General features: G+C 42.1%; 20 protein-coding genes and 1 riboswitch. Of the genes, 16 read left to right on the forward strand and 4 right to left on the reverse strand.

Annotated features, from left to right (window positions below; all coding sequences use genetic code 11):
- The first annotated feature begins 31 nt into the window (after window positions 1-31).
- Window positions 32-2,134 (forward strand): methyl-accepting chemotaxis protein, encoded by a 2,103-nt coding sequence (locus GD002_RS04155; RefSeq protein WP_153731076.1) that lies wholly within the window; start codon window positions 32-34, stop codon window positions 2,132-2,134.
- Window positions 2,135-2,518: 384 nt separating this feature from the next.
- Window positions 2,519-2,692: a hypothetical protein gene (locus GD002_RS04160; RefSeq protein ID WP_153731077.1), complete on the forward strand. Its 174-nt coding sequence runs from the start codon at window positions 2,519-2,521 to the stop codon at window positions 2,690-2,692.
- A 217-nt stretch (window positions 2,693-2,909) separates the two neighbouring features.
- On the opposite strand, the gene GD002_RS04165 is transcribed toward GD002_RS04160, so the two are convergent.
- The 3 genes from GD002_RS04165 to GD002_RS04175 form a co-directional block, all read right to left on the reverse strand.
- Entirely contained in the window at window positions 2,910-3,554 is a 645-nt protein-coding gene (locus GD002_RS04165) for a DedA family protein (RefSeq protein ID WP_153731078.1), read from the reverse strand.
- Window positions 3,555-3,740: 186 nt separating this feature from the next.
- Window positions 3,741-4,073 (reverse strand): cell division protein FtsK, encoded by a 333-nt coding sequence (locus GD002_RS04170; RefSeq protein ID WP_153731079.1) that lies wholly within the window; start codon window positions 4,071-4,073, stop codon window positions 3,741-3,743.
- 74 nt (window positions 4,074-4,147) lie between these two features.
- Window positions 4,148-5,083 (reverse strand): DMT family transporter, encoded by a 936-nt coding sequence (locus GD002_RS04175; RefSeq protein WP_153731080.1) that lies wholly within the window; start codon window positions 5,081-5,083, stop codon window positions 4,148-4,150.
- Between the two features lie 203 nt (window positions 5,084-5,286).
- Between GD002_RS04175 and GD002_RS04180 the strand changes: the two genes are divergently transcribed.
- The 3 genes from GD002_RS04180 (at window position 5,287) to GD002_RS04190 (ending at window position 9,211) form a co-directional block, all read left to right on the forward strand.
- Complete coding sequence (locus GD002_RS04180; RefSeq protein ID WP_153731081.1) at window positions 5,287-6,168, forward strand: hypothetical protein; 882 nt, start codon at window positions 5,287-5,289, stop codon at window positions 6,166-6,168.
- 85 nt (window positions 6,169-6,253) lie between these two features.
- Window positions 6,254-6,430, forward strand: a riboswitch (cobalamin riboswitch).
- 172 nt (window positions 6,431-6,602) lie between these two features.
- Complete coding sequence (locus GD002_RS04185) at window positions 6,603-8,018, forward strand: ribonucleoside-diphosphate reductase subunit alpha (RefSeq protein ID WP_153731082.1); 1,416 nt, start codon at window positions 6,603-6,605, stop codon at window positions 8,016-8,018.
- Between the two features lie 77 nt (window positions 8,019-8,095).
- Window positions 8,096-9,211, forward strand: a complete 1,116-nt coding sequence (locus GD002_RS04190; protein ID WP_153731083.1) for a CdaR family transcriptional regulator — start codon at window positions 8,096-8,098, stop codon at window positions 9,209-9,211.
- Between the two features lie 579 nt (window positions 9,212-9,790).
- Here GD002_RS04190 and GD002_RS04195 read toward each other — a convergent pair.
- Window positions 9,791-10,702 (reverse strand): DMT family transporter, encoded by a 912-nt coding sequence (locus GD002_RS04195; protein ID WP_228548289.1) that lies wholly within the window; start codon window positions 10,700-10,702, stop codon window positions 9,791-9,793.
- Between the two features lie 133 nt (window positions 10,703-10,835).
- Between GD002_RS04195 and pdxR the strand changes: the two genes are divergently transcribed.
- The 11 genes from pdxR (at window position 10,836) to GD002_RS04250 (ending at window position 22,993) form a co-directional block, all read left to right on the forward strand.
- On the forward strand, window positions 10,836-12,260 hold the full coding sequence (gene pdxR, locus GD002_RS04200; RefSeq protein WP_153731085.1) for a MocR-like pyridoxine biosynthesis transcription factor PdxR: 1,425 nt from the start codon (window positions 10,836-10,838) through the stop codon (window positions 12,258-12,260).
- The gene (locus tag GD002_RS04205) at window positions 12,257-12,946 is read left to right on the forward strand and encodes a YibE/F family protein (RefSeq protein WP_228548290.1); all 690 of its coding nucleotides are present in this window, start codon (window positions 12,257-12,259) and stop codon (window positions 12,944-12,946) included. Before pdxR ends, GD002_RS04205 begins: the two co-directional genes overlap by 4 nt.
- A 392-nt stretch (window positions 12,947-13,338) precedes the next feature.
- Entirely contained in the window at window positions 13,339-14,751 is a 1,413-nt protein-coding gene (locus GD002_RS04210) for an FAD-linked oxidase C-terminal domain-containing protein (RefSeq protein ID WP_153731086.1), read from the forward strand.
- On the forward strand, window positions 14,744-16,057 hold the full coding sequence (locus GD002_RS04215) for a (Fe-S)-binding protein (protein ID WP_153731087.1): 1,314 nt from the start codon (window positions 14,744-14,746) through the stop codon (window positions 16,055-16,057). Before GD002_RS04210 ends, GD002_RS04215 begins: the two co-directional genes overlap by 8 nt.
- A gap of 200 nt (window positions 16,058-16,257) precedes the next feature.
- Entirely contained in the window at window positions 16,258-17,307 is a 1,050-nt protein-coding gene (locus GD002_RS04220) for a DctP family TRAP transporter solute-binding subunit (RefSeq protein ID WP_153731088.1), read from the forward strand.
- Window positions 17,308-17,325: 18 nt separating this feature from the next.
- Window positions 17,326-17,811 carry a TRAP transporter small permease gene (locus GD002_RS04225; RefSeq protein WP_153731089.1) on the forward strand — a complete coding sequence of 162 codons (486 nt, stop codon included), beginning with the start codon at window positions 17,326-17,328 and terminating at the stop codon, window positions 17,809-17,811.
- Window positions 17,808-19,130 carry a TRAP transporter large permease gene (locus tag GD002_RS04230; RefSeq protein WP_153731090.1) on the forward strand — a complete coding sequence of 441 codons (1,323 nt, stop codon included), beginning with the start codon at window positions 17,808-17,810 and terminating at the stop codon, window positions 19,128-19,130. The genes GD002_RS04225 and GD002_RS04230 overlap by 4 nt, the downstream gene beginning before the upstream one ends.
- Window positions 19,131-19,150: 20 nt before the next feature.
- Window positions 19,151-19,909, forward strand: a complete 759-nt coding sequence (locus GD002_RS04235; RefSeq protein ID WP_228548291.1) for an SDR family NAD(P)-dependent oxidoreductase — start codon at window positions 19,151-19,153, stop codon at window positions 19,907-19,909.
- Window positions 19,902-20,375 carry a PPC domain-containing DNA-binding protein gene (locus GD002_RS04240; protein WP_153731092.1) on the forward strand — a complete coding sequence of 158 codons (474 nt, stop codon included), beginning with the start codon at window positions 19,902-19,904 and terminating at the stop codon, window positions 20,373-20,375. The genes GD002_RS04235 and GD002_RS04240 overlap by 8 nt, the downstream gene beginning before the upstream one ends.
- Window positions 20,376-20,381: 6 nt before the next feature.
- Entirely contained in the window at window positions 20,382-21,863 is a 1,482-nt protein-coding gene (locus tag GD002_RS04245; RefSeq protein WP_153731093.1) for a class I adenylate-forming enzyme family protein, read from the forward strand.
- Window positions 21,860-22,993, forward strand: a complete 1,134-nt coding sequence (locus GD002_RS04250; protein WP_153731094.1) for a thiolase C-terminal domain-containing protein — start codon at window positions 21,860-21,862, stop codon at window positions 22,991-22,993. The genes GD002_RS04245 and GD002_RS04250 overlap by 4 nt, the downstream gene beginning before the upstream one ends.
- Window positions 22,994-22,997 lie beyond the last annotated feature (4 nt).

Raw genomic sequence — 22,997 nt, forward strand, 5'->3', positions numbered from 1 at the left:
TACTGAATGAATTAACAGGAGGTACCAATAGTTGTCGAAATTCAGAAGTATAGCTTGGAAGTTGTCCGCGATCATCATTGGTTTATTTTTACTATTATTTATTATCTACACGGTGAGCACGAGTGCAATTTTACACAAGCAAAGTATGTCGGATGCCGAAGAGTATGCTGTGGAAAATACACAGTTACATGCCAAGGAGTTGAGTGAACGATTCAACAAGACAAATGAAATGTTGCGTACGACAAAGCACATTTTTGAGACGTTACAGTCGCAGGGGAATTTAACGACAGAGGAGATCATCGCTGTCATTCAAAATAACTTACAAAAGAGTATGGATGCAACTGGAATGGCCGCGATTTTTGAAAAGGGATTCGTGCCTTTAAACGACCAAGTGGATAAAAACTTGGTTGATCCTCAAAAACGTTTTATTCCGTATTTATATAAAGAAGGAAACAGCATCAATGTTGAAGCATTAAGCGAGTATGATACAGCTGGCGATGGAGACTGGTACTTGATACCAAAATCGGAAAAGCGCGCTGTCATGACTGAACCTTATGAGTACAATGCCGGTGGACAGACAGTTCTCATGACGACATTGTCTGTACCATTAGTCAACGAAAACGATGAATTTTTTGGTGTGTTAACTACGGATTTATCCATTGATTTCTTAAACGAAATTGTTAAGGAAATTCAACCTGAAGGCGGATATGCTTCCATTATTACAGATGCCGGTAATCTGACGGCGAATAGTATGAAGGAAGAAATGAATGGTACGAATATGAAGCAAGCCATCGACTGGGAGCCTGTAAAGCAACAGATTAATGAAGGTGAAACTAGTACGCTATATGTAGATTCCCAGTCTCTGAATGAAGAAGCGTTCAACTCCTTCGCACCTATTGTTCTCAACGATATCGATGAGCGGTGGTCCGTTCAAACTGTTGTGCCGAAGTCGAAAATTCTAGAAACATTCCAAGCGATTTTATGGATTACTATTATAGCAGCAATCGTGATGGTTATCATAATGGCTGTTGTCACAGCTGGATTCATCTTTAGGCAGCTGAAACCTCTATCGTCATTACAGCAATCCATAGAGGCTGCCGCAAATGGAGATATGACACAGAATGTGGGAAAACAGTTGATTCGCAATGATGAAATTGGTGCAGTATCCATGGCTTACAATAATATGCTAGATCAAACCAACCACGCCATTTATGCAGTACGTGAAGCAGCCACTCGTTTGAATGAATCGTCAACTCACGTTCATCATGCATTCGAAGAAATTGTGGCGGCTAGTGAAGAAGTTTCATTGGCGACAACGGAAATTGCGCATGGTGCATCCAAGCAATCCGAAGATACCGAAGAAACCAGCAATCGTATGGCTGAATTGGCGGAACAAATCAATGCATTATCCGAGCTATCTAACAATATGAATCAGTTATCCAAACAATCCGTTTCTTCTACAGAGATCGGTATGAATGAAGTGAAAAAGCTTCGTGAGCATAATGAATCAGCCAATGAAATGACAGAAAAAGTCCAATTTCAGATGGAAACCTTGTCGAACAAAATTGGTGCCATTAATCAAGTGATCACCTCGATTCACGAAATTACTGCACAAACGAATCTTCTTGCTTTAAATGCTAGTATCGAAGCAGCCAGAGCTGGCGAACATGGTAAAGGGTTTGCCGTAGTGGCGGAGGAAGTGCGGAAACTTGCAGAACAATCACAGAAAGAAACGAGTGTCATTCAAGGAATCGTTCAGGAAATCGTAGCCGAATCTGAACAAACGACAGAAGTGATTGCAACCAATATGCAAGTGATGGAAGAACAAAACCAATCTGTCACCAGCACGGAACTATCCTTTTCTCAAAACGTAGAAGTGACGAACCAAATGCGTCAAGCCATTATGGAATTGACAGCAGAATTGGAAGAAATGCTAGAACACAAAGACCAGGCGATGCTGGCCATCCAAAGCGTTTCTGCAGTATCAGAAGAAACAGCAGCTTCCGCTGAACAAGTGAGCGCATCTTCTGAAGCACAGCAAAGGGAAGTGGAACGTGTAGCGGAATCCACAAACCGAATGAAAGAAATTGCAGGCGAATTGCAAGATGTGGTAGATCGGTTCCGTTTAGAATAGGAAATCATGAAACAGTAAGGACTTCTCTTGCCCGAGAATTTTTAGGGAGGGGAAGTCTTTTTGTTAGTAGTATGCCAGTTTTTGAAAATCGCTTATTATATAGCTTATTATTAGGTAACTTTTCAGTGGACTTTCAGATCGTCTGAGAGTATAATAGACTGAATAGGAAGAATTAAAAAATATGCAGTTAGATATGCAAACAGAGTATTACGGGAAATTTTTTCATGTTCTTTTATATAATGTAAGCGCTACCATTAGATTGTAAAACACGACAATCTAGTGTTATTAGTAATTGCAGTTCTATATAGAAAATGGAAATAACGTTTCTAAATTCTTTGTTCTTGCATATACTATGCAAAATACTTAAAACAGGAGGTCATCCCTATGAAAAAAGACAATAACAACCAGAACTCTTCAAAATTACCTGAGCAAAACGAGCAATTTTATTTAATCACAGGCTATACGGAAGGTGGCTTCGTCCATGGTATTACGTGGGAAGAAGCATACGTAGAAGGATTAGCGGAGTGTGGCTACTTATGCGATCAGCAGATGATGTGAGTAGTATGGAAGGCTCTATAGAGGGTGCCTAGCCAGAACAAATGGTGTATGTGTTAACATTCACGTTTGTTTTGTGCATAGGCACCCTTTTTGTTATTTCTTGTTATGTCATATGGCTTCATTAAATATCATATCTCAATGAAGATAGGAATGTTTTTCGAATTTCCTTGTAATTGGTAGGTATTGTAATTCTCCTGTTTGTTTTAAGCACCGTATTTCAATACTTTTGTTTACGACTCTTTGCAAAAGAATAGAAAGCAGGCAGAACGGAGAGAACGATCACTGATAAGATAATGGTTGAAAAATTGTTTTTGACAAACGGGATATTCCCAAAAAGATAGCCAACAGTTGTGAAAAGCCCAACCCACAGTACGGCACCAAACACATTGAATGTGAAGAAATATGAATAGTTCATTCGACTTGAACCAGCGATAAATGGTATGAACGTACGAACAAATGGCATAAAACGAGCAATTACAATTGTTTTTCCTCCATGCTTATTAAAGAAATCCTCAGCTTTCCGCATTTTTTTCTCATCAATAAATTTACCTATCCAATTATTTCGAGTGATCGCAGTTCCTACCGATTTACCGATGTGATAATTTACTGCATCCCCAATGACTGCAGCAACAAAGAATACTAAGATTAATAGGACAAAATTAAATGCATCCATTGCAGCGAGAGCACCAGCAGCAAACAAGAGTGAATCACCCGGTAAAAAAGGAAAAATAACAAGACCTGTCTCAGTAAAAACAATTAAAAATAAGATGACATACGACCAATTTCCGAAATTTTGAATGATTTCAATCAAATGTTCATCAATGTGTAAAATAAAGCTTATTATGCTTTGGATAAGTGACATTCCTATTCTCACTTTCGAATTTAGAATTCCTTTTTTGTTCTTCTAAACATACTAGTCAAACATCAATATTATACTTCTTATTTGCTTGCATGTCATGTGTCATCCGATAAGTGATAAAGTGTTAGAAATAATTGCTTTGTTTATCATCCGTAACTGTTTCGGCAACTGGGTATGTGATGTAGTCACTCATAAAATCAAGTGATGAGTAACGCCTTGGATATACATGACTAAGCCGATTAATGACAGGGCAATTCCAATATAGAACGTCCATGGATTGTCTTCTTTCTCTTTATCAAAACTTTTGTAGGTACTCATACAAAAAACGATTGATAGGACAGGTATGAAGCCGTATGTGGGTCCAAAAGTAAATGCAACTCCTCCTAGAACCATGGAGATCAAACCAAAGGAATTTTGTTTCGGTATGCTGTCTAAGTATTCCTTTTCCTTGTCGTCGATTGCATCGTCTTCGTTTAGAAAAAAGTCTTTAATTTCTTTCAATAAAACTTTTAATTTCTTCATTTGGCAACTCTCCTGCTACACGACTTCTTTTCAACTCCACTCGAGACCTTGAAATACGTTCATACCCTGCTCCATTACTCTTCATTTTCAGTAAAAACACTTGCAATTCCCAATAATAACAACATCGATACACCAATTAATGTGGGAGTAGACCAAACAATCCGTGGATCGAAAAGCTGGAAAAAGAATGTGAAGGCAGGAATAAAACAGATGGACATCATGACAATAAAAGGCTCGCAATATTGAATACCTTTTTGTAACAAATAGGTTGGTGCGGTAACACCAAAAATGGCGACTAAGAGTATCCAATTTATGTTTTCCATTAAATAAGTTGGAAGCGTCTCGTATGTCGTCAAAAAGGAGACAAGAATAATTGCATAAAAACGATGTGCCAAAATAGATGAACTTGTCCAGCCTGCATTGCTTAACCTTTTGGAATAAATCGTACATAAGACGGCACCTAACCCACAAAGAACGGAAGCCACAATGCCGAAAATAAGATCTCTCGTATGAGTCACTTGGACACCTGAAAACCCGAACATAGCTGTTAAGACCAAAAACAAACTGGCTGAAAACGTGAGAGCAGTAATCACCCATTGTATCCGAGTAGCCCGAATCTTTTGCTTCGTCATTACCGCAGTGATGACAATGACAAATAAGGGTCCAACTGCCATCTCTAAAGAACTAACAATTGCGGGCTCAACAAATTTCAATGCATAGTAAAATCCCATAAATGCTAAAACAGAACTACCATTTAATTTCACTACATCAGAAATAGAAGACAAAGCCCTTATATTTATTTGTTTAAGCTGTCTAAACGCGATCATATGGAATAGGACCGCTGTAATAAAAAAACTTACACCTGTAAATAAAAATGGATGGACACCTTGCACTTTATTTGCGTAATATACTTGGCTAATGGATGTAAGTAAGGCGGAGAGTAATAAGAAACTTGCCCCTATAACCATCGATCTTGACAAACTAACTTTGGGCAATGCGATTGTTCTCATAACCAAGCCCCTCCCCACTTATAGAATAATCCGTTTTAAACTTACATGATATCATATCATTACGTTTAGTATGATCAACGTCTTATTTTTAAAAAATAACACAACAGAGGCGGCTTGAATAGTTAGCATTCTACAAAGAATTGTCAGATATATGTAACCTTCTTCTTGTTTAGAGGTCTAATTTGGAAAGGGGGTATGTTTGAATGAAATTTAGAAGTTTACGAGTTGCTGTTCTTTTCGTTGTGTTAACTTTAGTAGGCTGTCAGCAGAGTGAACTAGTAGAGGAAAAGCCAGGAACACCAATTGAAGAAGATGTAGCGAGTCGAGTGGAAGTGGTTGAGGATGATTTTATCTATCGGCTTATTTCTGAAAAAGAACAATATCATGAAAGCCAACCGATTAACATATATGCGGAATTGGAGTATACAGGAGAGAAAGAAGAGGTGGAAATTTCACATGCCGCATCACCGTTTTACTTTCCAATTCGTGAAACAACGAGAGAGTATGTTATTGAATACTCAATGGATACGCCTTTAGAACATACAACGTTAAAAAAAGGAGTACCTTTACGTGCTGATTACGAAACGAGCGGAAGTTTTCTAGAAGATGATACAGATGAATATAAAGCATTCATAAGACGAGTCATGAATGGAAGCTTTTCTACAGGCCGTTATGTAGTTAATGGGTACGCGGAATTTACTGTTGACGGTGAGGAGGTACTACGTAAAATAGAAGCGAATGTAGGGTTCTCCGTTAAGGGAGATATCGCAAAAGTAAGCATTTCCAAATCAAATAGCTTCGGTCAAGTAAATGAAGAGTTTTTTGCGGTAACTGAAGAGGAAGGAACGCTCAAAACACTTCAGAATACAATCTTGAACGCTGTAAAACAACCAGGGATAGTGGATATGGTTGCCTCGGATTATGACATGGAGGTAGTCTATGATGACGGAAGTACACAAGGTTATCACCTTTGGCTCGGGGAGAAAGGACAAAAGAGTACATTGATGCAAGTGGATGATACACACACGATATATACTGTATCTGAAGAAATGACAGATCCGTTACGTAGAATAGTAAATCATTAATTTATGCTCTTTCTTTCTCCTGTCACAAAACATCCCCTACCACCTACCCCTCTTTCCATGGTAAACTAGAACAAACCAAATATAATGAGTTTGCACGATGCGTTGGTACCTATCAAGGTGTAAAAGGGAATCCGTAAATCGGAGCTGTCCCCGCAACTGTACACACGGACGACCGCTAGAATCAGCCACTATGGAGACATGGGAAGGCACAAGCGGAAGGATGAAGTGAAGCCAGGAGACCTGCCGCGCATCGTCAAAGCGACACTTTCTTCGGGGGTTGAGAGGTGGAGGCAAAAAGGTCTCTAGTTTTCATGCGGTTTGCATGAAGTAAATTAGAGCTGCCTACTTTTGTTTCCTCATTCACAACTATTGCAATCATACTGCCGAAGGGGCGGGATGATTGTTTTTTGTTGTATAGGAAAGGAGACAGCGAGATGAGAGTATTTGAACAAACAGATGAGCGTACGCATGAACGTGCACTGCTTGAGATGTTGTATAGACAAGCGGAGCAACTGCGCAAAAAGCCCGCATACCAAGATTTTCATCAAGTAGTACGAAAATTGATGAGTGACGGCTTATATGGAAGCTGGATCAATCGTTATTCAACCAATGAAATCAAATGGTTAGGACTTCAAATTGTGCCGAACCGCGATCAGCTTCTATCGATTGCACAGCTCCGTCAATATATGAACGATTTTGTCACGTGTAATCATTATGATCGACGACTGGGACTGCCGCAAGAACGGCTGATGCTCATTGCAATGGCGGCGATGCAGAACGAAACCGTGCAGCGTCTACAAAAAGTACGTGAAGCCTATTGGGTACTGAGTAAGAGGTATGTGACGTTACCAGACGATGTGATGTCGTTCTTTGGAAAGACGTTCCAACCAGGGCGGTCTGTACACCGAATTCATTCGATGGATCTCTTAGATTTACGAATTACATCATTTTTGACCAGTCAAGTGAAGGAAAAGCATACACGTATTCCCCGTGTCTTTATGGAACAAGTGAAAGCATGTGGTTCCTGGCTTGTATTTGATTTGGAGGAAGTGCGACGTGTAATGAATTGCTCTCTTCATGATGTTGACAGTGAAGCATTTCGTCAGGCTGTTGCCAATCCAGCGATAACGCACAAAAAGCTTTCAGCCATTGGGCTCATGAAACAGCTGTTGGCTAGTGATGGAGTCGTTTTCCATTTCGACGACAATTTGACGTCCGAAACTAGGGGATTGCATTCGTATATTCAACTGCCGCAAGTGATGCGGAGAAACATCTTGGCTCGTGTTTGTGCAATCCATGTTCGTTTGTTGAACGGTATATTGGATGTATGGGATAAAGAGGATAGTAGGCGGGATATACAAATCGAAGTGGCAGGCTGGGAAGAACTTCTTGTAGACCAACGAATTGACCTACATTCGGAACAGCCAGTAATATTCATTGAAGAACTATCTGAAGAAATTAGTTTGCATGTAATCAAGGCTTCGTTGCAGCTGGCGAAAGAGAAAGGTCCGTATCCACATTTTGATGGCTCGGATTGGCAGAACGGAAGCTATTTTGAACAGCGGGGTTATACTTCAGAAGCATGGCAAGAAGTTAGAGCGGAAATTGCATGGCACGGCCTCCGAAACGGCAGCTTACGCAAGGCTTCCGATACTAAGAATTTGTCTGGACATCCCGTAACTAAACACCAGCAAACGTCAATGATCAATCGGCTCGCGGCTCAACAACATCATACAGATAGTGGCGGCTCGATCACCTTGGAGAAATCTACTTTTATAGACACAGCAGAACTACTGCAACTGTTGATGAAAGCTTGGAGTAGCGGAATCAGAGAAGTGCGCATAAAGTAATGTCGACACCTATTGAGATGAAAACGGAAGTGGCGTAAGATAACATTATCTAGCAGTTTTCATCCGAGGTGAGACAGATGTTTCAATTTGATACATTAGGTCAGGAAATGGTAAAAGAGTTATCGAATTTGATACAGCAACAGGTGATTTTAACGGACCGTCGTGGATTCATTCAGGCCAGTACAGATGCTGCTCGGATAAATCAATTTCATGAAGGAGCATTACTAAGCATTCGTCAGAAAGAAATGCTTTATATGGATGATGAAGAAGTTGAGCGTTTGCGTGGTGTGCGTAAAGGGATCGTGCTGCCGATCATCATTGACGGTGAACCGATTGCCGCACTTGGTATTACGGGTGAACCCGAAACGATCAGGCCCCAAGCGCAGTTAATTTTACGGGTAGCAGAACTGTTCATCCAAGACTCCTTGAAACGAAAACAGAAGGATGAGAAAGTGCGTGATGTGGAGTTTTTCGTGTTTGATTGGCTGACGGGTACGAAAAAAGATGAACGGTTTGTAGAACGGGGCACATTACTCGGAATCGATGTTGCGCAATACAGACAAGTGGCGGTCTTGGAAGTGATAGATTTATTAGAGCAGTTTTCGATCGAAGAAATGGAAACGTTCGGGTCTATTCAAAACATTCACGACTCCATGAAAATGATTCGCTGGGCACAGAACAAAATCTTACTGCTACTACCTGAAATGAACCAAGAAACGCTCAAGCACGAATTGAAGTTCTTGTTGCTTCATATGAAACGTCGAAAAAAAGTACAAGTCATCGCGGGCATAGGTGGACAGGCACATTACTTCGACTTAGCCAAATCGTTCGCACAAGCAGAACGTGCCGTCAATGCCTCGAGAAGATCCGGTGAAATTGTTTTCGAGCATGAGTTGCGCCTTGAAATTATTTTGCAAAGCATACCAGAAGCTGCGCGTGCTGATTTTTTGAGTCGTACGGTAGCCCCTCTTGTAAAAGAAGAAGAGCTGATGAACAACTTGAAGGTCTGGTTTTCAGAGAATCAATCCATGCAAAACACGGCACAGCGTTTGCATATCCACAAGAACACGTTGTCCTATCGTCTGCAAAAGATCGAGCAATTAACTGGATTGTCTGTATCGAGCACCCATGATGTGTTTTTACTGTACTTGGCATTATGTTTGATGGAAGAGCAATTGTCTGGTGATGAATAGAATAAAGGCTTGCTTCGTTTTCTTTAAGGAAAATGAGGCTTTTTTTGTAATCAAGTTTAGAAAGCTAATGTTTTTCAAAGTTCTCCTCTAAGTAATTAACTAGATGCCAACAAGGTGTCTCCCATGAGAAAAAGATGTAGAACGTCTTTGGCTTGAAGAGGTGCTAATTTTGGAGTGTAAGGAGTATTTTGGGGAATGCTTTTATGTTTACGACTCATGAACGTGATTTTTTGCACATTACGCTAATGAATTTATTGTTAAGAATCACGGTGAGCGTATCATAAAGAAAATAATTGATGAAAGTGGTCAATTAGATTTTTGTAAATCGATAAGAACAATGGAAAGAAGAGAATTGAAGAAGTGTAGCTTTATAGCGATCAAATTATGATTACCAAGTACTATTTCAAAGAGTTAATGGTTGAGTCAAAGCCATACTTTTATATGAAGGAAATTACACTTCTTCAATTGCCAGAATACAAAGGTCAAGAAACTATTTTAGAAGTAAAACAAATAGATAGAAAACGGGATTGATGATAATAATGTACATCCGCACTAGAAACTTTTTTAAAATGTAAACAATCACAGTTGATTGAACCTCTTTACGGTTGAGACTATTGTTGTTTTACGCTCTTTCATATTCGAAATTGAAACACCCAAAAGAGTAATGAGGCCACCAACGATTTGGTAAAAGGTTGGTACTTCGTGAAGCCAGACCCATGCTATCAGAAATGCAAAAGCAGGTGTCAAGTAAAGAGAACTTGTAGCTTCAGCAGCTCCTGATTTTGTAGTAACATAAGCTAATGCGAAGTATGGTATCACTGTCGGGAAAATTCCTAAGTAAACGATCGTTAGTGTGATATCAAGAGGTGCCTGACTTATTTCCTGTGTAAGTCCTGGAACGAACCACAACATGCTAAGAGTACCTCCCCAAATGGTGTACATCGTAAATGGAATAAACCCATACTTCTGAAGATAAGCGCTTTGAAAAACAAAATAGAAACTTTCGGCAAGCGCGGCAATTAGGATCAGCAAGATTCCTGTAGGGGTCGAAACGATCTCGTTCCCATTTCCGAAAGAAATAAAAACTACCCCAGTGAGCGCAATGAATGCGCCAAGCCAGCCGAACATTCCGAAACGTTCCTTGAAGAAGAGCAAAGCAAGTAAAGCGGTAAACAGTGGTGCAATTGATACTAGCAGACTAGCGATTCCTGCATTGACAGTTTGCTCACCATAATTTAAGGCGACATGATATACCGAAAATGCTAAAAATCCAAGCAGCAAGATAAAAGGTAAATCTTTTTTATCTGGCAATCGTATTTTTAAAAAGAGCGCTAGAATCAGCAAGCAAGATGAGCCAACTAGTAAACGCAGAAGAGAAATATGCTCCGGTGAATAAGCCGTTAAAGCCACCCGAATTGCTGGAAAAGCAGAAGACCATAGTATAATCGTAATGAAATGAGCACCAATGATTCTTAAATTCCATGATTTCAAATGACTACCCCCTCTGTACCCAGCCACTATATGTCAGTCGAAGGGATTACCTCCATGATAAACGTGCTTTGCAACAATGTATCCAACAGGTATGCTAGAAAAAAACCAACCATTCTATCGGGAGTGTAAGATGATGAAGAAACCCAAATATGCGGTCATTGTAGATGAAATCAAAGAGAAAATTGAAAAAGGTGAATGGCCTATTGGAAGCAAAATTCCAAGTCAACGCAATTTGGCGGAGATTTTCCAAGTGAATCGTAGCACGGTCATTACGGCACTAGATGAATTGATGGCGGAGGGGTTAATTGAAGGGCGAGTCGGAAGTGGTACCATTGTTACGAATAACACGTGGACACTGATGGGTCAGCAGGCCACTGTAAATTGGAATGAAAATGTGTCAAAGGGAATTCACAAAGCCAGTATGACAATGGTTCAGGAAATTAATAGAGAGGAATCAAATGATCAATTGATTCAGTTGAGTAAAGGAGAATTAGCGGCGAAACTATTTCCAACAATGACTATGCAATCTGTCATGCGGAAGGTATCTGACCAGTTTACTACGCTAGGCTACGAAGAGCCAAAGGGAAATATTCTACTTCGACAAGCAATCAGCAACTATTTGAAAGTGAGAGGAATTGATGCATCACCTTCTTCGATTCTCGTTGTGTCAGGAGCTCTTCAAGCATTGCATCTCATATCAATAGGCCTGCTTCCAAGAGGAACATCGGTTTTACTAGAAAAACCGTCTTATTTGTACTCTTTATCGATTTTTCAATCGGCCGGCATGGAGCTGAAAGGGCTCTCGATGGATAGAGAAGGCGTGAAAATACAATCTATTAGCCAGTTGCAAAAAGAAAAACAAATTCTCTACACGATCCCGTCATTCCATAATCCAACCGGGATCACCATGTCGGACAAAAGAAGGTTAGAACTTCTGGAAAAATGCAAGAAAGAGCAATTGCCAATAGTCGAGGACGATGTTTATCGAGATTTATGGATAGACAATGAACCACCAGTTCCTTTAAAAGCTATGGATCATTCAGGAAACGTGCTCTATCTTGGAAGCCTATCTAAGTCTCTGAGCCCGGGATTACGGATTGGATGGATCGTGGGTCCGGAATCCGTCATTAATCGGCTGGCCGACTTGAAGATGCAATCAGATTACGGATCTAGTGCGATCAGTCAGCGAGTAGCTGCGGAATGGCTAACTAGCGGCCTATATGAAGAACATCTAAAAAATGTTAGAGGACAGTTACGAATCCGTCGAAGTGCTGCACTACAAGCCTTGAATACATATCTGTCCAACGTGGCGGAGTGGGATGTTCCAGAGGGCGGTTTTTTCATTTGGCTTCGGATAAAGCCGGATTTTACTGTAAGTCGTTTATTTGATAAAGCCATGGCCAGAGGGATTCTTCTCAATCCAGGAAACATATATGCAGAGGACACGGGGCAATTCATCCGGTTATCGTATGCATTTGCTTCGCCAGATGACTTTCGAAAGGGCGTGTCTCAATTGAGCAAGATTTTTCAGGGAGCTGGGGAGGATTACTACTATTGACTCTCTTTTTAGTTTACCGAAAATCTATTATGAGTACAGATGACGCGATATTACATGTTGCAAACTATTTAAAAACACCTCCACAGGAGTGGGAGAGATCCATCCCTTCTATTTGTCAATCTTACGTCCTAAACAATGAAGTGAACAGCAAAACGACGATCGCGATCATTTCTACTATGATCACAATTGTCATATTGTTGTTTTTCATTGTAATCGTATCGCAAAAGTTAATGATTCAAGGGTTTGGAGAAGAGGAAGAAGAGGAGAATGCAGGACAGTCTCTATATATTGGCGTAGACTTCGTGAAAATTGGAGCTTCTGTCATTATTATGAGTACAATCGGGGCGATCATGGATGTCGCCATATCAATTGCTTCGTCCATGCATGAAGTCTTTAAACATACTCCATCCCTGAGTAAGAAGGAATTGTTTACATCTGGGGTTAGCATCGGGCGGGATATTTTAGGGACGGATACGAACACATTGTTCTTCGCCTTCTTCGGAGGTTACTTGGCACTACTTATTTGGTTCAAGGATCTGAACTATTCTATTGGAGAAATCATCAATTCGAAAATATTTAGTTCTGAAATGATTTTAATCCTCTGTGCAGGAATGGGGATTGCGTTAGTGATTCCGATTGCTTCCTCGCTCAATGTATATTTTTTAGTGAGGACAAGAGAGAAGTAGGAAACCTGTAGAGGTTAAGAAACATGTTTGGTGTTACTAGTTTACTTGAATTTCTGAAAGGGGTTGTCCATGAACTGAGTGCATTCCTATTTTGGAGGAACGTTTTTAGAACACAGGAAAACCACCTCGCTCCGTCAGAAGACAAGAGGGTGCAAAGAGAAGCGTTCTAGCGTTTCTCTTTTTTAGTAAATGCTTAATTTGAATATGTAAGCGCTTACTAATATTCGGTGTGAAAAAATACATAATTAGGTCTAATTACCTTCATAATTGTTTGTTATCACAATAATTCGACGTAATTCGACACGTAATATTGTGCTTATAACCATATGAAATAAATAGTTAGACTATTAGAATTAGACTAATTAATCAAACGTTGAGAAAGGAGTGGCTTCATGGATGCGCATATACTGGATCGATTAGTCGCAATTACAGGAACTGCCCATGCCAAAACGACAATTGCACAGAAGCTTGCGTATTCCTATGACGCAACAGCCAACTTCCAGGCTATGCCAGATGTGGTGCTGTCACCTTCTTCAATTGAAGACATACAGGAAATCGTCAAAGTTTGTGCAGAGCATCAAGTTCCAATTGTCTCTCGGGGATCGGGAACGAATTTAGCAGCTGGGACAACGCCAACATCTGGTGGAGTCGTACTACTGTTTAATCGAATGAATCGAATCTTGGAACTAGATGAAGAGAATTTAACAATTACGGTAGAACCAGGTGTCATTACACAGACAATTAATGAAAAGGTTGCGACGAGCGGTCTGTTTTATCCCCCTGATCCAAGTTCGATGAGCATTTCGACAATTGGCGGCAATGTCAGCGAGAATTCAGGAGGATTACGAGGACTCAAATACGGTGTGACACGAGATTACGTCAAAGCCTTAAAAGTTGTATTGCCATCAGGAGAGGTACTCACGACAGGCGGCAAATTAGCAAAAGACGTAGCGGGTTATGATCTGACAAGTCTATACGTTGGATCGGAAGGGACGCTTGGTGTCATTGCGGAAATCACGCTTGGTTTGATTCCGGAACCGGAGACGAAGAAGACGTTGCTAGCTTTCTATAATGAATTGGAAGAAGCAGCTGAGACGGTTTCTTCTATCATTGCCTCGAAGATTGTGCCTGCCACTTTAGAATTCATGGATAAAGGAACGATTCAAGCGGTGGAGGATTTCATGCATATCGGCTTGCCGACCGATTGTGAAGCGATGTTGCTAATTGAACAGGATGGCGACGAATCAGTTGTCGATAAAGATATGGCGCTTGTTCATCAGCTTTGTATGGAGCATGGTGCCACGTCCGTGCAAATGGCGAAGTCGACAGAAGAAGCGGCACAACTTAGTATCGCACGCCGTGTTGCGTTATCTGCACTCGCTCGTTTGCGACCGACAACGATCCTCGAAGATGCGACAGTACCGCGTTCAGAAATTGCGAAGATGGTCAAAACGATTCAGCAGATTGCGGTTAAATATGATTTACTAATTTGCACATTCGGACATGCAGGGGATGGCAACTTACATCCAACCATTTTGACCGATGAACGTGATGAAGAAGAAATGAGCCGTGTGGAAGCAGCGTTTGCAGAAATTTTCGACCGTGCGATTCAATTAGGCGGCACGATTACAGGAGAACACGGTGTAGGCGAAATGAAATCTCCGTATTTAGAGTGGAAAATCGGACCTGAAGGGATGGCCGTCATGAAAAGCATCAAACAGGCAATGGACCCGCTCAATATTATGAATCCGGGAAAGATGTTCGCGAAGGATACGAAGAAAAGGATCGTGGTCCAGCATGAGTAACGCACAACCAGAAGCAATCCGCCAGGCTTTCGTCACGCATGTCGATGAAAACCGACTGATGGACTGCATGCGCTGTGGGTTCTGTTTACCTGCCTGTCCCACATATATTCATTCAGGGGATGATGAAACACAATCACCGCGCGGGCGTATTGCTTTGATGAAAGCAGTAAGGGACGGTGTGGTTGTGTGGGATGGATCAATTGAAGAAGCATTTGATCTCTGTCTCGGCTGTCGTGCGTGTGAACCGGCTTGTCCTGCAGGTGTCCAATATGGAACATTGATTGAAGAGACGCGGGATGCTATTGTTTCGGCCAAGCAGCTTTCGGTAAAAGAGAAAGTCATCCGAAAAGGTGCGTTTGATCATTTATTTGCAGATCAGAAGCGGATGAAACAGGCAGTAGGACTTGTGAGATTCTATCAGAAGTCGGGTTTGCAGAAGATTGTCAGAAGAGTGGGTTTTCTCGATTTATTCCCAACGATGATGCGGGATATGGAAAAGGTCTTACCAGATCCACCAAAACAACCGAGAGTAATCGTTCATACAGAAGAAAAGAAAACGAAAGTAGCGTTCTTCACTGGCTGTCTGATGGATACGATGTTTCAGGAAACAAACCGGCATACGATTGATTTGCTAGAGTACCTTGGCTGTGAAATCGTTATTCCGAAAAACCAACAATGCTGCGGCGCACTGCAAGGTCATAGCGGAGAGATGGACCGCGCGACTCGCAATGCCGAAGCGAATTTGGAAGCATTTGATTCTGAAAATGTAGACTTCATCGTCAACAACGCAGGTGGATGTGGAGCGTTTTTAGCGGAATATGATCGTTTATTCGAACAGGATGCAGTGCTGTTAGCGAAAGCCAAACGATTTGTTGAAAAGCAAATCGATATATCTTCATTGCTTGTCCAATTAGGCATTGTCGAGAAGCTGGCAATGCGTCCAAGTTCTGAAATAAAAGAGTTGATTACCTATCAAGATTCCTGCCATTTACGCAACGTCAATGGTGTCATCAACGAACCCAGAGAGATATTACACGCAATGAACGACGCTGTATTCGTGGAATTACCCGGTGCCCGCCTATGCTGCGGTTCCGCCGGTATCTATAACTTGCTGCAACCCGAAATGGCCATAACCATTCTCGATGCTAAGATGCAAGAAGTACAAGAAATCCAGGCAACAACCATCGTAACCACAAATCCCGGTTGCTTGCTGCAGATGAAAGTAGGTGTGGAAAGAGAGGGGCTATCACAAACTTCAAGAGCTGTGCATATCGTCGATTTGGTTCACGAAAAGCTCTTTAAGTAAGTTTGGGATGTATTGGGAAAAGAACATTCTAGTTAATTGTAGTGCAAGGCGGCGACTCCGAGAGGATCAGCCCGACAGGTGAGACAACTAAAGGAGCGCTAGCGACTAGTTGGCTCACCGCGGGCCCTCCGGAAAGCGTCCGCCTGGAACGGAAATTAACGGTACTTAGACTACTATATGTAGATAAAAACTGGAGGGAAATGAAGATGAAAATGAAGAAAAAGAGTATTTTAGGAGCGATTGGTTTATCTGCAATGCTCATGCTGGCGGCATGTTCGTCAGACAAAGAAGGTGCTTCTTCGAGCGATGGAGGCAAAGCAGAATCAGAAGGAAAATCCTACAACTTAAAAATGTCCGTAACGGTCAATGATTCATCCACTTGGTATCAAGCAGCAGACAAGTTGTCAAAAGACCTGAAAGAAGAGACAGACGGCCGTATTAATATCGAAGTCTACCCGAACGAACAATTATCAAACGGAGATCAAGGGAAGGGTGTCGAGCTACTGACAAAAGGACAAACCGATTTAAGTCTTCACTCCACGATCATCTACTCCATTTTGGATGACCGTTTCGGTGTAGCAAGTGCGCCATTCCTATTTAAAGATAAAGACGGTGTGGACAAGGTATTCAATGGTGCAGGTGGAGAAGCGATTGGAGAAATTTTGAATGAAAAGAACGTAGAGTTGCTTGGATTCGGGGAAAATGGTTTCCGTCAAATTACCAATAGCAAGAAGGAAATCAAGTCACCAGAAGATATGAAAGGTCTAAAAGTCCGTATCCCAGGAATTACAATGTATACCGACTTATACCGCGCGTTAGGTGCTGATCCTACGACAATGGCATTCTCTGAAGTCTTTACGTCACTACAGCAAGGAACGATTGACGGACAAGAAAATCCGATTGACGTAATTCATTCGTCTAAGCTGAACGAAGTACAAGATTACTTAACAACTTGGAACTATTCTTATGATCCATTGGTGTTAGGTATCAACAAAAAATTGTTTGATTCGATGAGTAAAGAAGATCAAGAGTTGGTTAAAAAATTAGGTAAAGAAGCAGCACAATATCAAGTGGAAATAGCTCGTGAAAAAGAAGCGAAGCAAATTGATGAGTTGAAGGATGCGGGGATGCAGTTTTACGCACCGACGGATGAAGAACTTGCAAAATTCACAGAAGCAGTACAGCCAGTCTATGATAAATACGAAGATATTTGGGGCAAGGATCTGTTAGATAAGTTCCGTGACCAATAATACCTGGAGGGTGGATATATGGGAAAAGTACTCAATAGATTAGAAGAGTGGATTGTTGTTATCGTGTTGTCCATCATGTCCACCATTGCATTCGTAAATGTGCTATCCAGAGGGTTTGCCAATTATTCATTTTCCTTCACGGAGGAAATTACAGTCAATCTATTTGTCATGTTAACATTCGTCGGAACAGCCATTGGTGTGCGTGAATACGCACACCTTGGCTTTACCTTGATTTATGACAAAGGCAATCGACTGCTAAAGAATATCATTACGATTTTGGTTGGTTTGATGATGGTCTTATTGTTTTTCATTTTATTGTATTTCGGAATTATGATGGTGCAGTATCAGATGGACATGGGGCAGAAGACGCCTTCGCTCGGATGGCCGCAATGGTGGTTCTCGATGTCGATGCCAATAGGAGCGCTTTTCTGTTTACTACGCTCCATCCAAGTAACGATTGCTGAATTTCGTCAGCAAAATGGGAAGGGAGAGCAGCCATTATGACAGCTTTAATTTTATTCGGATTGTTTTTCATTTTAGTCATGCTTCGAATGCCGATTGCTGTGGCGCTTGCGATCTCGTCCATAGTGGTGCTTTTTACAGGAAGCGGTCTGTTCGGCTTGGAATTGGTAGCAGATATCATGTACACGAGTGTGGCAAAATTTACGTTGCTCGCGATTCCGTTTTTCATCTTGGCGGGAGTCATTATGGAGCATGCGGGAATTTCGAAACGTTTGATCGATTTTGCGCAAGCTTTGGTTGGTCACAGGAAAAGTGGAATTATCTTTGTGACAGTTATGACAGCGATCTTTTTTGCGGCTATTTCAGGTTCTGGCCCTGCAACCGTGGCAGCAATTGGTGGTATTTTGATCCCGGGTATGGTGAAGAACGGATATAAGAATGAAACCGCAGCGGGCTTGGTGGCGAGTTCAGGTGCAATTGGAATTATCATACCGCCTAGTATTGCGTTTATCGTCTTCGCGGTTGTAGCGGGTGACCAGATTCCGGTTTCAATTGGACGGATGTTCATGGCGGGTGTAATCCCAGGACTGTTATTAGGTGTTGGTTTCATTCTAGCTGCGATGTTTGTCAGACGCCGGCAGGAAAAGCGTGAAGGTCCAGTGGCGGCTCAGCAGAAAACTGAACCGGCGACGGGTAAGGAACGTTTCCAAGCGTTTATCAGTGCAATATGGGGATTGTTAATTCCGGTCATTATTTTGGGCGGAATTTACGGTGGATTTTTCACACCGACAGAAGCAGCGGTGGTCGCAGTATTTTACAGCTTGTTCATTGGCTTTTTCATTCATCGGGAATTAACGCTCAAAAAACTGTACGATATTTTGGTGGGGGCTAGTATTCAGACGGCTGTTGTCATGTTTATCGTAAGTGCTGCAAGTGTTTATGCGTATATCATTACGACAGAACAAATTGCATCCCAGGTGTCTGATGTGATGCTGAGTATTTCAGACAATAAAATTATAATTCTACTGCTGATCAATATTATCTTATTGATCGCGGGGATGTTTATCGATGCGATTTCCGCATATTACATCTTCATTCCGATTTTATTGCCAATTATACTGATGTTTGATGTAGATCCAACAGTATTTGGTGTGTTCATGACCGTCAACTTGGCGATCGGACTTTTTACACCTCCAGTAGGACTCAATTTATTTGTGGCAGCCGGGATATCGAACACATCCATTGGACAAATATCGAGAGGGGTCTTTCCTTTCGTTGTCTCTTCCGTTATTATCCTGCTACTCATTACGTACATTCCGCAAATATCCACATTTTTACCGGACCTATTAAATATAAAATAGATACACGAGGAGGGGTGCTTGTGAAGCTGAAAGGACAGACTGCAATCGTCACAGGGGCAGCCAGTGGTATTGGTGCCCAGACGGCCCTCCTTCTCTCACAAGAAGGAGCCAATGTTGTCTTGGTGGATTTGAACAGCTGCAGTAAAACTCTAACAGCTATTCAAGAAGCCCGAACGGACGCGGTCTTTTTGGAGTGCTTGGGAGATATCCGCGATCCGGAGTTTGTTAAAGCTGCCATTGCACGAGCTTCCGATACATTCGGTGAACTGCATATTTTAGTCAATAATGCTGGAACTTGTGGCAGGCTTGGACTCGATACGATGACGTTGGATATGTGGGATCGTGATATGGATACCAATGCGAAAGCTACGTTTTTATTCATTCAATCGGTCGTCTACCCGCATATGGTTGAGCAGAAGTATGGTCGCATTATTAATATCAGCTCTGTTTCAGGACTTAATGGTGGTGTAATTTCAGGTGGGACGAAAGATGGGAGATCGGGTCCAGCCTATGCTGCTTCAAAAGGTGCTATGATCGCGCTGACCAAGTGGGTGGCAAAGGAACTGGGTGAGTATGGTATTACATGTAATTCGGTAGCACCTGGAGCAACTGAAAGTGCAATTACCGCGGGAGTAGAGTATGATGTCAGCGATCAAGCGATCAAACGCATAGGTATTCCTGCAGATATCGCGGAAGCTGTTCTGTATTTTGCATCACCAGAATCTGGCTACACAACAGGACAAATTCTGAAAGTAGATGGGGGTTACAGCTTTGGATAATCGTATTCAAGCGGTGTATGACAGCCAAACCAATCGAATCATCGGTCGTTTGAAGAAAGATATAGATTTATTCGAAGGCATTATAAAAGTGTGCAATGAATATGGTATCGAGGCGGCTCAGTTTCAATGTATGGGGTCCCTCGCACATGCTACGTTTGTACAATTGAATCAAAAAGAAGATCAAAGCTTGGAGTATTCGAATCGAGTGGTTACGGATACGCCTGTCGAATTGCTGACGGGTACAGGATTTGTTGGATATAGTGCAGAAGGAGAGCTAGAGGTTCATTTTCACGGATTATTCGTTGATTGTCATAAGAATATTAATGGCGGTCATTTCATAGGAGGCGAGAATCCGATTGCGATTACGGTTGAATTTATTGTGTTTCCATTACTAGATGTGGACATGCAACGTCGACCGGATGAAATATCGGGAATTCCTGTGTTCCATTTTTTAGAGAAGGAGTGAGCAAATTTGGAGACAATCGGAAAACTAGCAATGAAATCGGCAGCTGCGTATCCGAATAAAGTGGCGGTGAAGGACGAACAGAGGTCGTTTACGTATCAAGAAATGATGGATCGAGCATTAGCGCTTACTGCATATTTCAAGAAGATTGGATTAGAAAAAGGAGATCGTTTCGGAATTTTAATGTCGAATCGATTGGAACATATTGAGCTAGACGTAGCGGCAGCTATTTCGGGCGTTATCAAGGTACCGCTAAATTACAGGCTTCATCCGAAAGAACATGCGTATATGCTGGAAGATGCCGATGTGAAACTGATCATTGGAGAAGAGCAGTTAATTCAACCAATCGATATCAATTTGGAAGCGCTTCCAATTGGGGAGGCATACGAAAAGGCGATTGACAGCTGTCAAGGTGCCCACTCGATTGCTGAAATCGATGAAGATGATGTGTTTGCGATCATGTACACGTCGGGCACAACAGGCAATCCGAAAGGCGTTATGTTGAGTCATCGCAATATCATTTCGGGTGCATTGTCGCTCGCGCTTGCGTGTGAAACGGATTATGACGATGTGATCGGTCACGTTGCTCCATTGACACACGGCAGTAATTTCTTATCACATGTTGCATGGCTATATGGCCTTACGCAAGTGGTGTTCAGTAAGTTTGAACCGGAAGAGTTTGTCCTCGATTTGAAAAGAGAAAATGTTACGGCCATCTTTTTGGTGCCAACAATGGTCAATTTGATGATCCAACATCCAAAATTTGATCCGAAGAATCTATCTACACTGAAGACAATCAATATGGCAGGATCTGCAATTGCGGCCAGTAAGCTTGAGCAAGCGCTCGCTCTGACAGGACCAATTTTCGCGCAGACATTCGGACAGGTCGAAGCACCGATGTGCATTACGATGATGCCGAAGCGGGAACTTGGCGATCACTTGGAATCATGTGGTCGTACGGGCCCGTTTGTAGATGTGAAAATTGTCGATGATCAAGGGACGGAACTGCCTGCAGGAGAAGTCGGGGAAATTGTCTGCAAAGGCTCTCTCGTTATGAAAGGCTATTGGAACAATGAAAAAGCGACGAATGAAACGTTAATTGATGGCTGGCTGCAAACAGGGGATCTCGGTTGGAAAAGTGAAGAGGGCTACGTTCATATCGTTGATCGGAAAAAAGACGTCATCATTTCAGGTGGAGTGAATATCTACCCGAGAGAAGTTGAAGAAGTTCTGAACAAGCATGCTGGTGTAAAAGAAACTTGTGTCATTGGTGTTCCCGATGAAAAGTGGGGAGAGAATGTAATTGCCTATGTAGTCCCGAACGGAACGGTAGCTGTAACCAATGAAGAGTTGATTCAACTATGCCTAGATCATATGGCCAGCTTCAAAAAGCCAAAAGAAATCCACATTGTAAACGAATTACCGAAAAGCTCCTACGGTAAAATTTTGAAGCGTGAATTGCGCAATCAGCATGAGGAGGTACAGTCGTGACGAATGTATATATAAAAGGAATCGGTATGACGAAGTTCGGGAAGTTTGTCGACAAGTCCATGAAAGAACTGCTTCTGGAAGCTTCCATTCAAGCATTGGAAGACGCGGGGAATCCAAAAGTCGATGCGGTATTCGTCGGGAATTTTATGGGCGGTTCGATCTCCAATCAGGAAATTCTCGGTGCCATTGTTGCCAATGAACTTGGACTGGGCTATATTCCCACGGCTAAAGTTGAAGGCGCATGTGCATCAGGAGGCATCGCGTTGCGTCAAGGAATCATGGGCATTCTGAGCGGAGAATATGACACGGTATTGGTGGCAGGTGTGGAAAAGATGAAACATGCCTCTACAGCAGATGTGACGCAAGCGATTAATGCAGCGATGGATACGGTTTCCAATGAAAAGCAGGCCGGCCTGACCTTTCCGGGCTTTTTCGGAGTGCTTGCGAATCGTTATTTTCATGAGACCGACGCAACGAAAGAGCATTTGGCGATGGTCGCATTGAAAAATCGTGAAAATGCTTTGAATAACCCGTTGGCACAGTTCCAGAAGCCGACGACCATGGAAGAGATCATGGGAGCACGGATCATTACGTCGCCACTAGGCCTGTTTGACTGTTCACCTACATCTGATGGAGCAGCTGCTTTGATTATTACCCGAGAAAAAGGGGATATCCATATCCGATCATCTGCACAAAGTTCAGGTCCAACGCAAATGCAAGATGCGGATGATCTGTTGTCGCTTCCAGCTGTTCGGGAATCTGGTCGCTTGGCGTATGAAAAAGCGGGAGTGGGCCCGGATGATATTGATGTAATAGAGATTCATGACTGTTTCTCAATGACGGAAATGCTCGCGATTGAGGAGTTAGGATTTTTTAATAAACGAGAAGGCTGGCTCGCGGTGGAACAAGGACGAACGAAGGCGACGGGTGATAAGCCAGTGAACACAAGCGGGGGATTGCTGTCACGCGGACATCCAATCGGTGCAACAGGAATAGCTCAAATTTATCAGCTCGTTCAGCAACTTCGTGGAACAGCCCCAAATCAAGTTGAAGGCGCACGACTCGCATTGGCGCAAAACTTAGGCGGAACGGGCTCGTACTCTACCGTCCATATTTTAGAAAGGTTGTGAAGAG

The sequence above is a fragment of the Sporosarcina obsidiansis genome, from assembly GCF_009651005.1.
Classification (GTDB): domain Bacteria; phylum Bacillota; class Bacilli; order Bacillales_A; family Planococcaceae; genus Sporosarcina; species Sporosarcina obsidiansis.

Bases quoted from the DNA above. Each gene is read 5' to 3' on its own strand.
- GD002_RS04160 (WP_153731077.1), top strand. From the start codon at position 2,519: ATGAAAAAAGACAATAACAACCAGAACTCTTCAAAATTACCTGAGCAA.
- GD002_RS04165 (WP_153731078.1), bottom strand. From the start codon at position 3,554: ATGTCACTTATCCAAAGCATAATAAGCTTTATTTTACACATTGATGAA.
- GD002_RS04170 (WP_153731079.1), bottom strand. From the start codon at position 4,073: ATGAAGAAATTAAAAGTTTTATTGAAAGAAATTAAAGACTTTTTTCTA.
- GD002_RS04175 (WP_153731080.1), bottom strand. From the start codon at position 5,083: ATGAGAACAATCGCATTGCCCAAAGTTAGTTTGTCAAGATCGATGGTT.
- GD002_RS04180 (WP_153731081.1), top strand. From the start codon at position 5,287: ATGAAATTTAGAAGTTTACGAGTTGCTGTTCTTTTCGTTGTGTTAACT.
- GD002_RS04185 (WP_153731082.1), top strand. From the start codon at position 6,603: ATGAGAGTATTTGAACAAACAGATGAGCGTACGCATGAACGTGCACTG.
- GD002_RS04190 (WP_153731083.1), top strand. From the start codon at position 8,096: ATGTTTCAATTTGATACATTAGGTCAGGAAATGGTAAAAGAGTTATCG.
- pdxR (WP_153731085.1), top strand. From the start codon at position 10,836: ATGAAGAAACCCAAATATGCGGTCATTGTAGATGAAATCAAAGAGAAA.
- GD002_RS04210 (WP_153731086.1), top strand. From the start codon at position 13,339: ATGGATGCGCATATACTGGATCGATTAGTCGCAATTACAGGAACTGCC.
- GD002_RS04215 (WP_153731087.1), top strand. From the start codon at position 14,744: ATGAGTAACGCACAACCAGAAGCAATCCGCCAGGCTTTCGTCACGCAT.
- GD002_RS04220 (WP_153731088.1), top strand. From the start codon at position 16,258: ATGAAGATGAAAATGAAGAAAAAGAGTATTTTAGGAGCGATTGGTTTA.
- GD002_RS04225 (WP_153731089.1), top strand. From the start codon at position 17,326: ATGGGAAAAGTACTCAATAGATTAGAAGAGTGGATTGTTGTTATCGTG.
- GD002_RS04230 (WP_153731090.1), top strand. From the start codon at position 17,808: ATGACAGCTTTAATTTTATTCGGATTGTTTTTCATTTTAGTCATGCTT.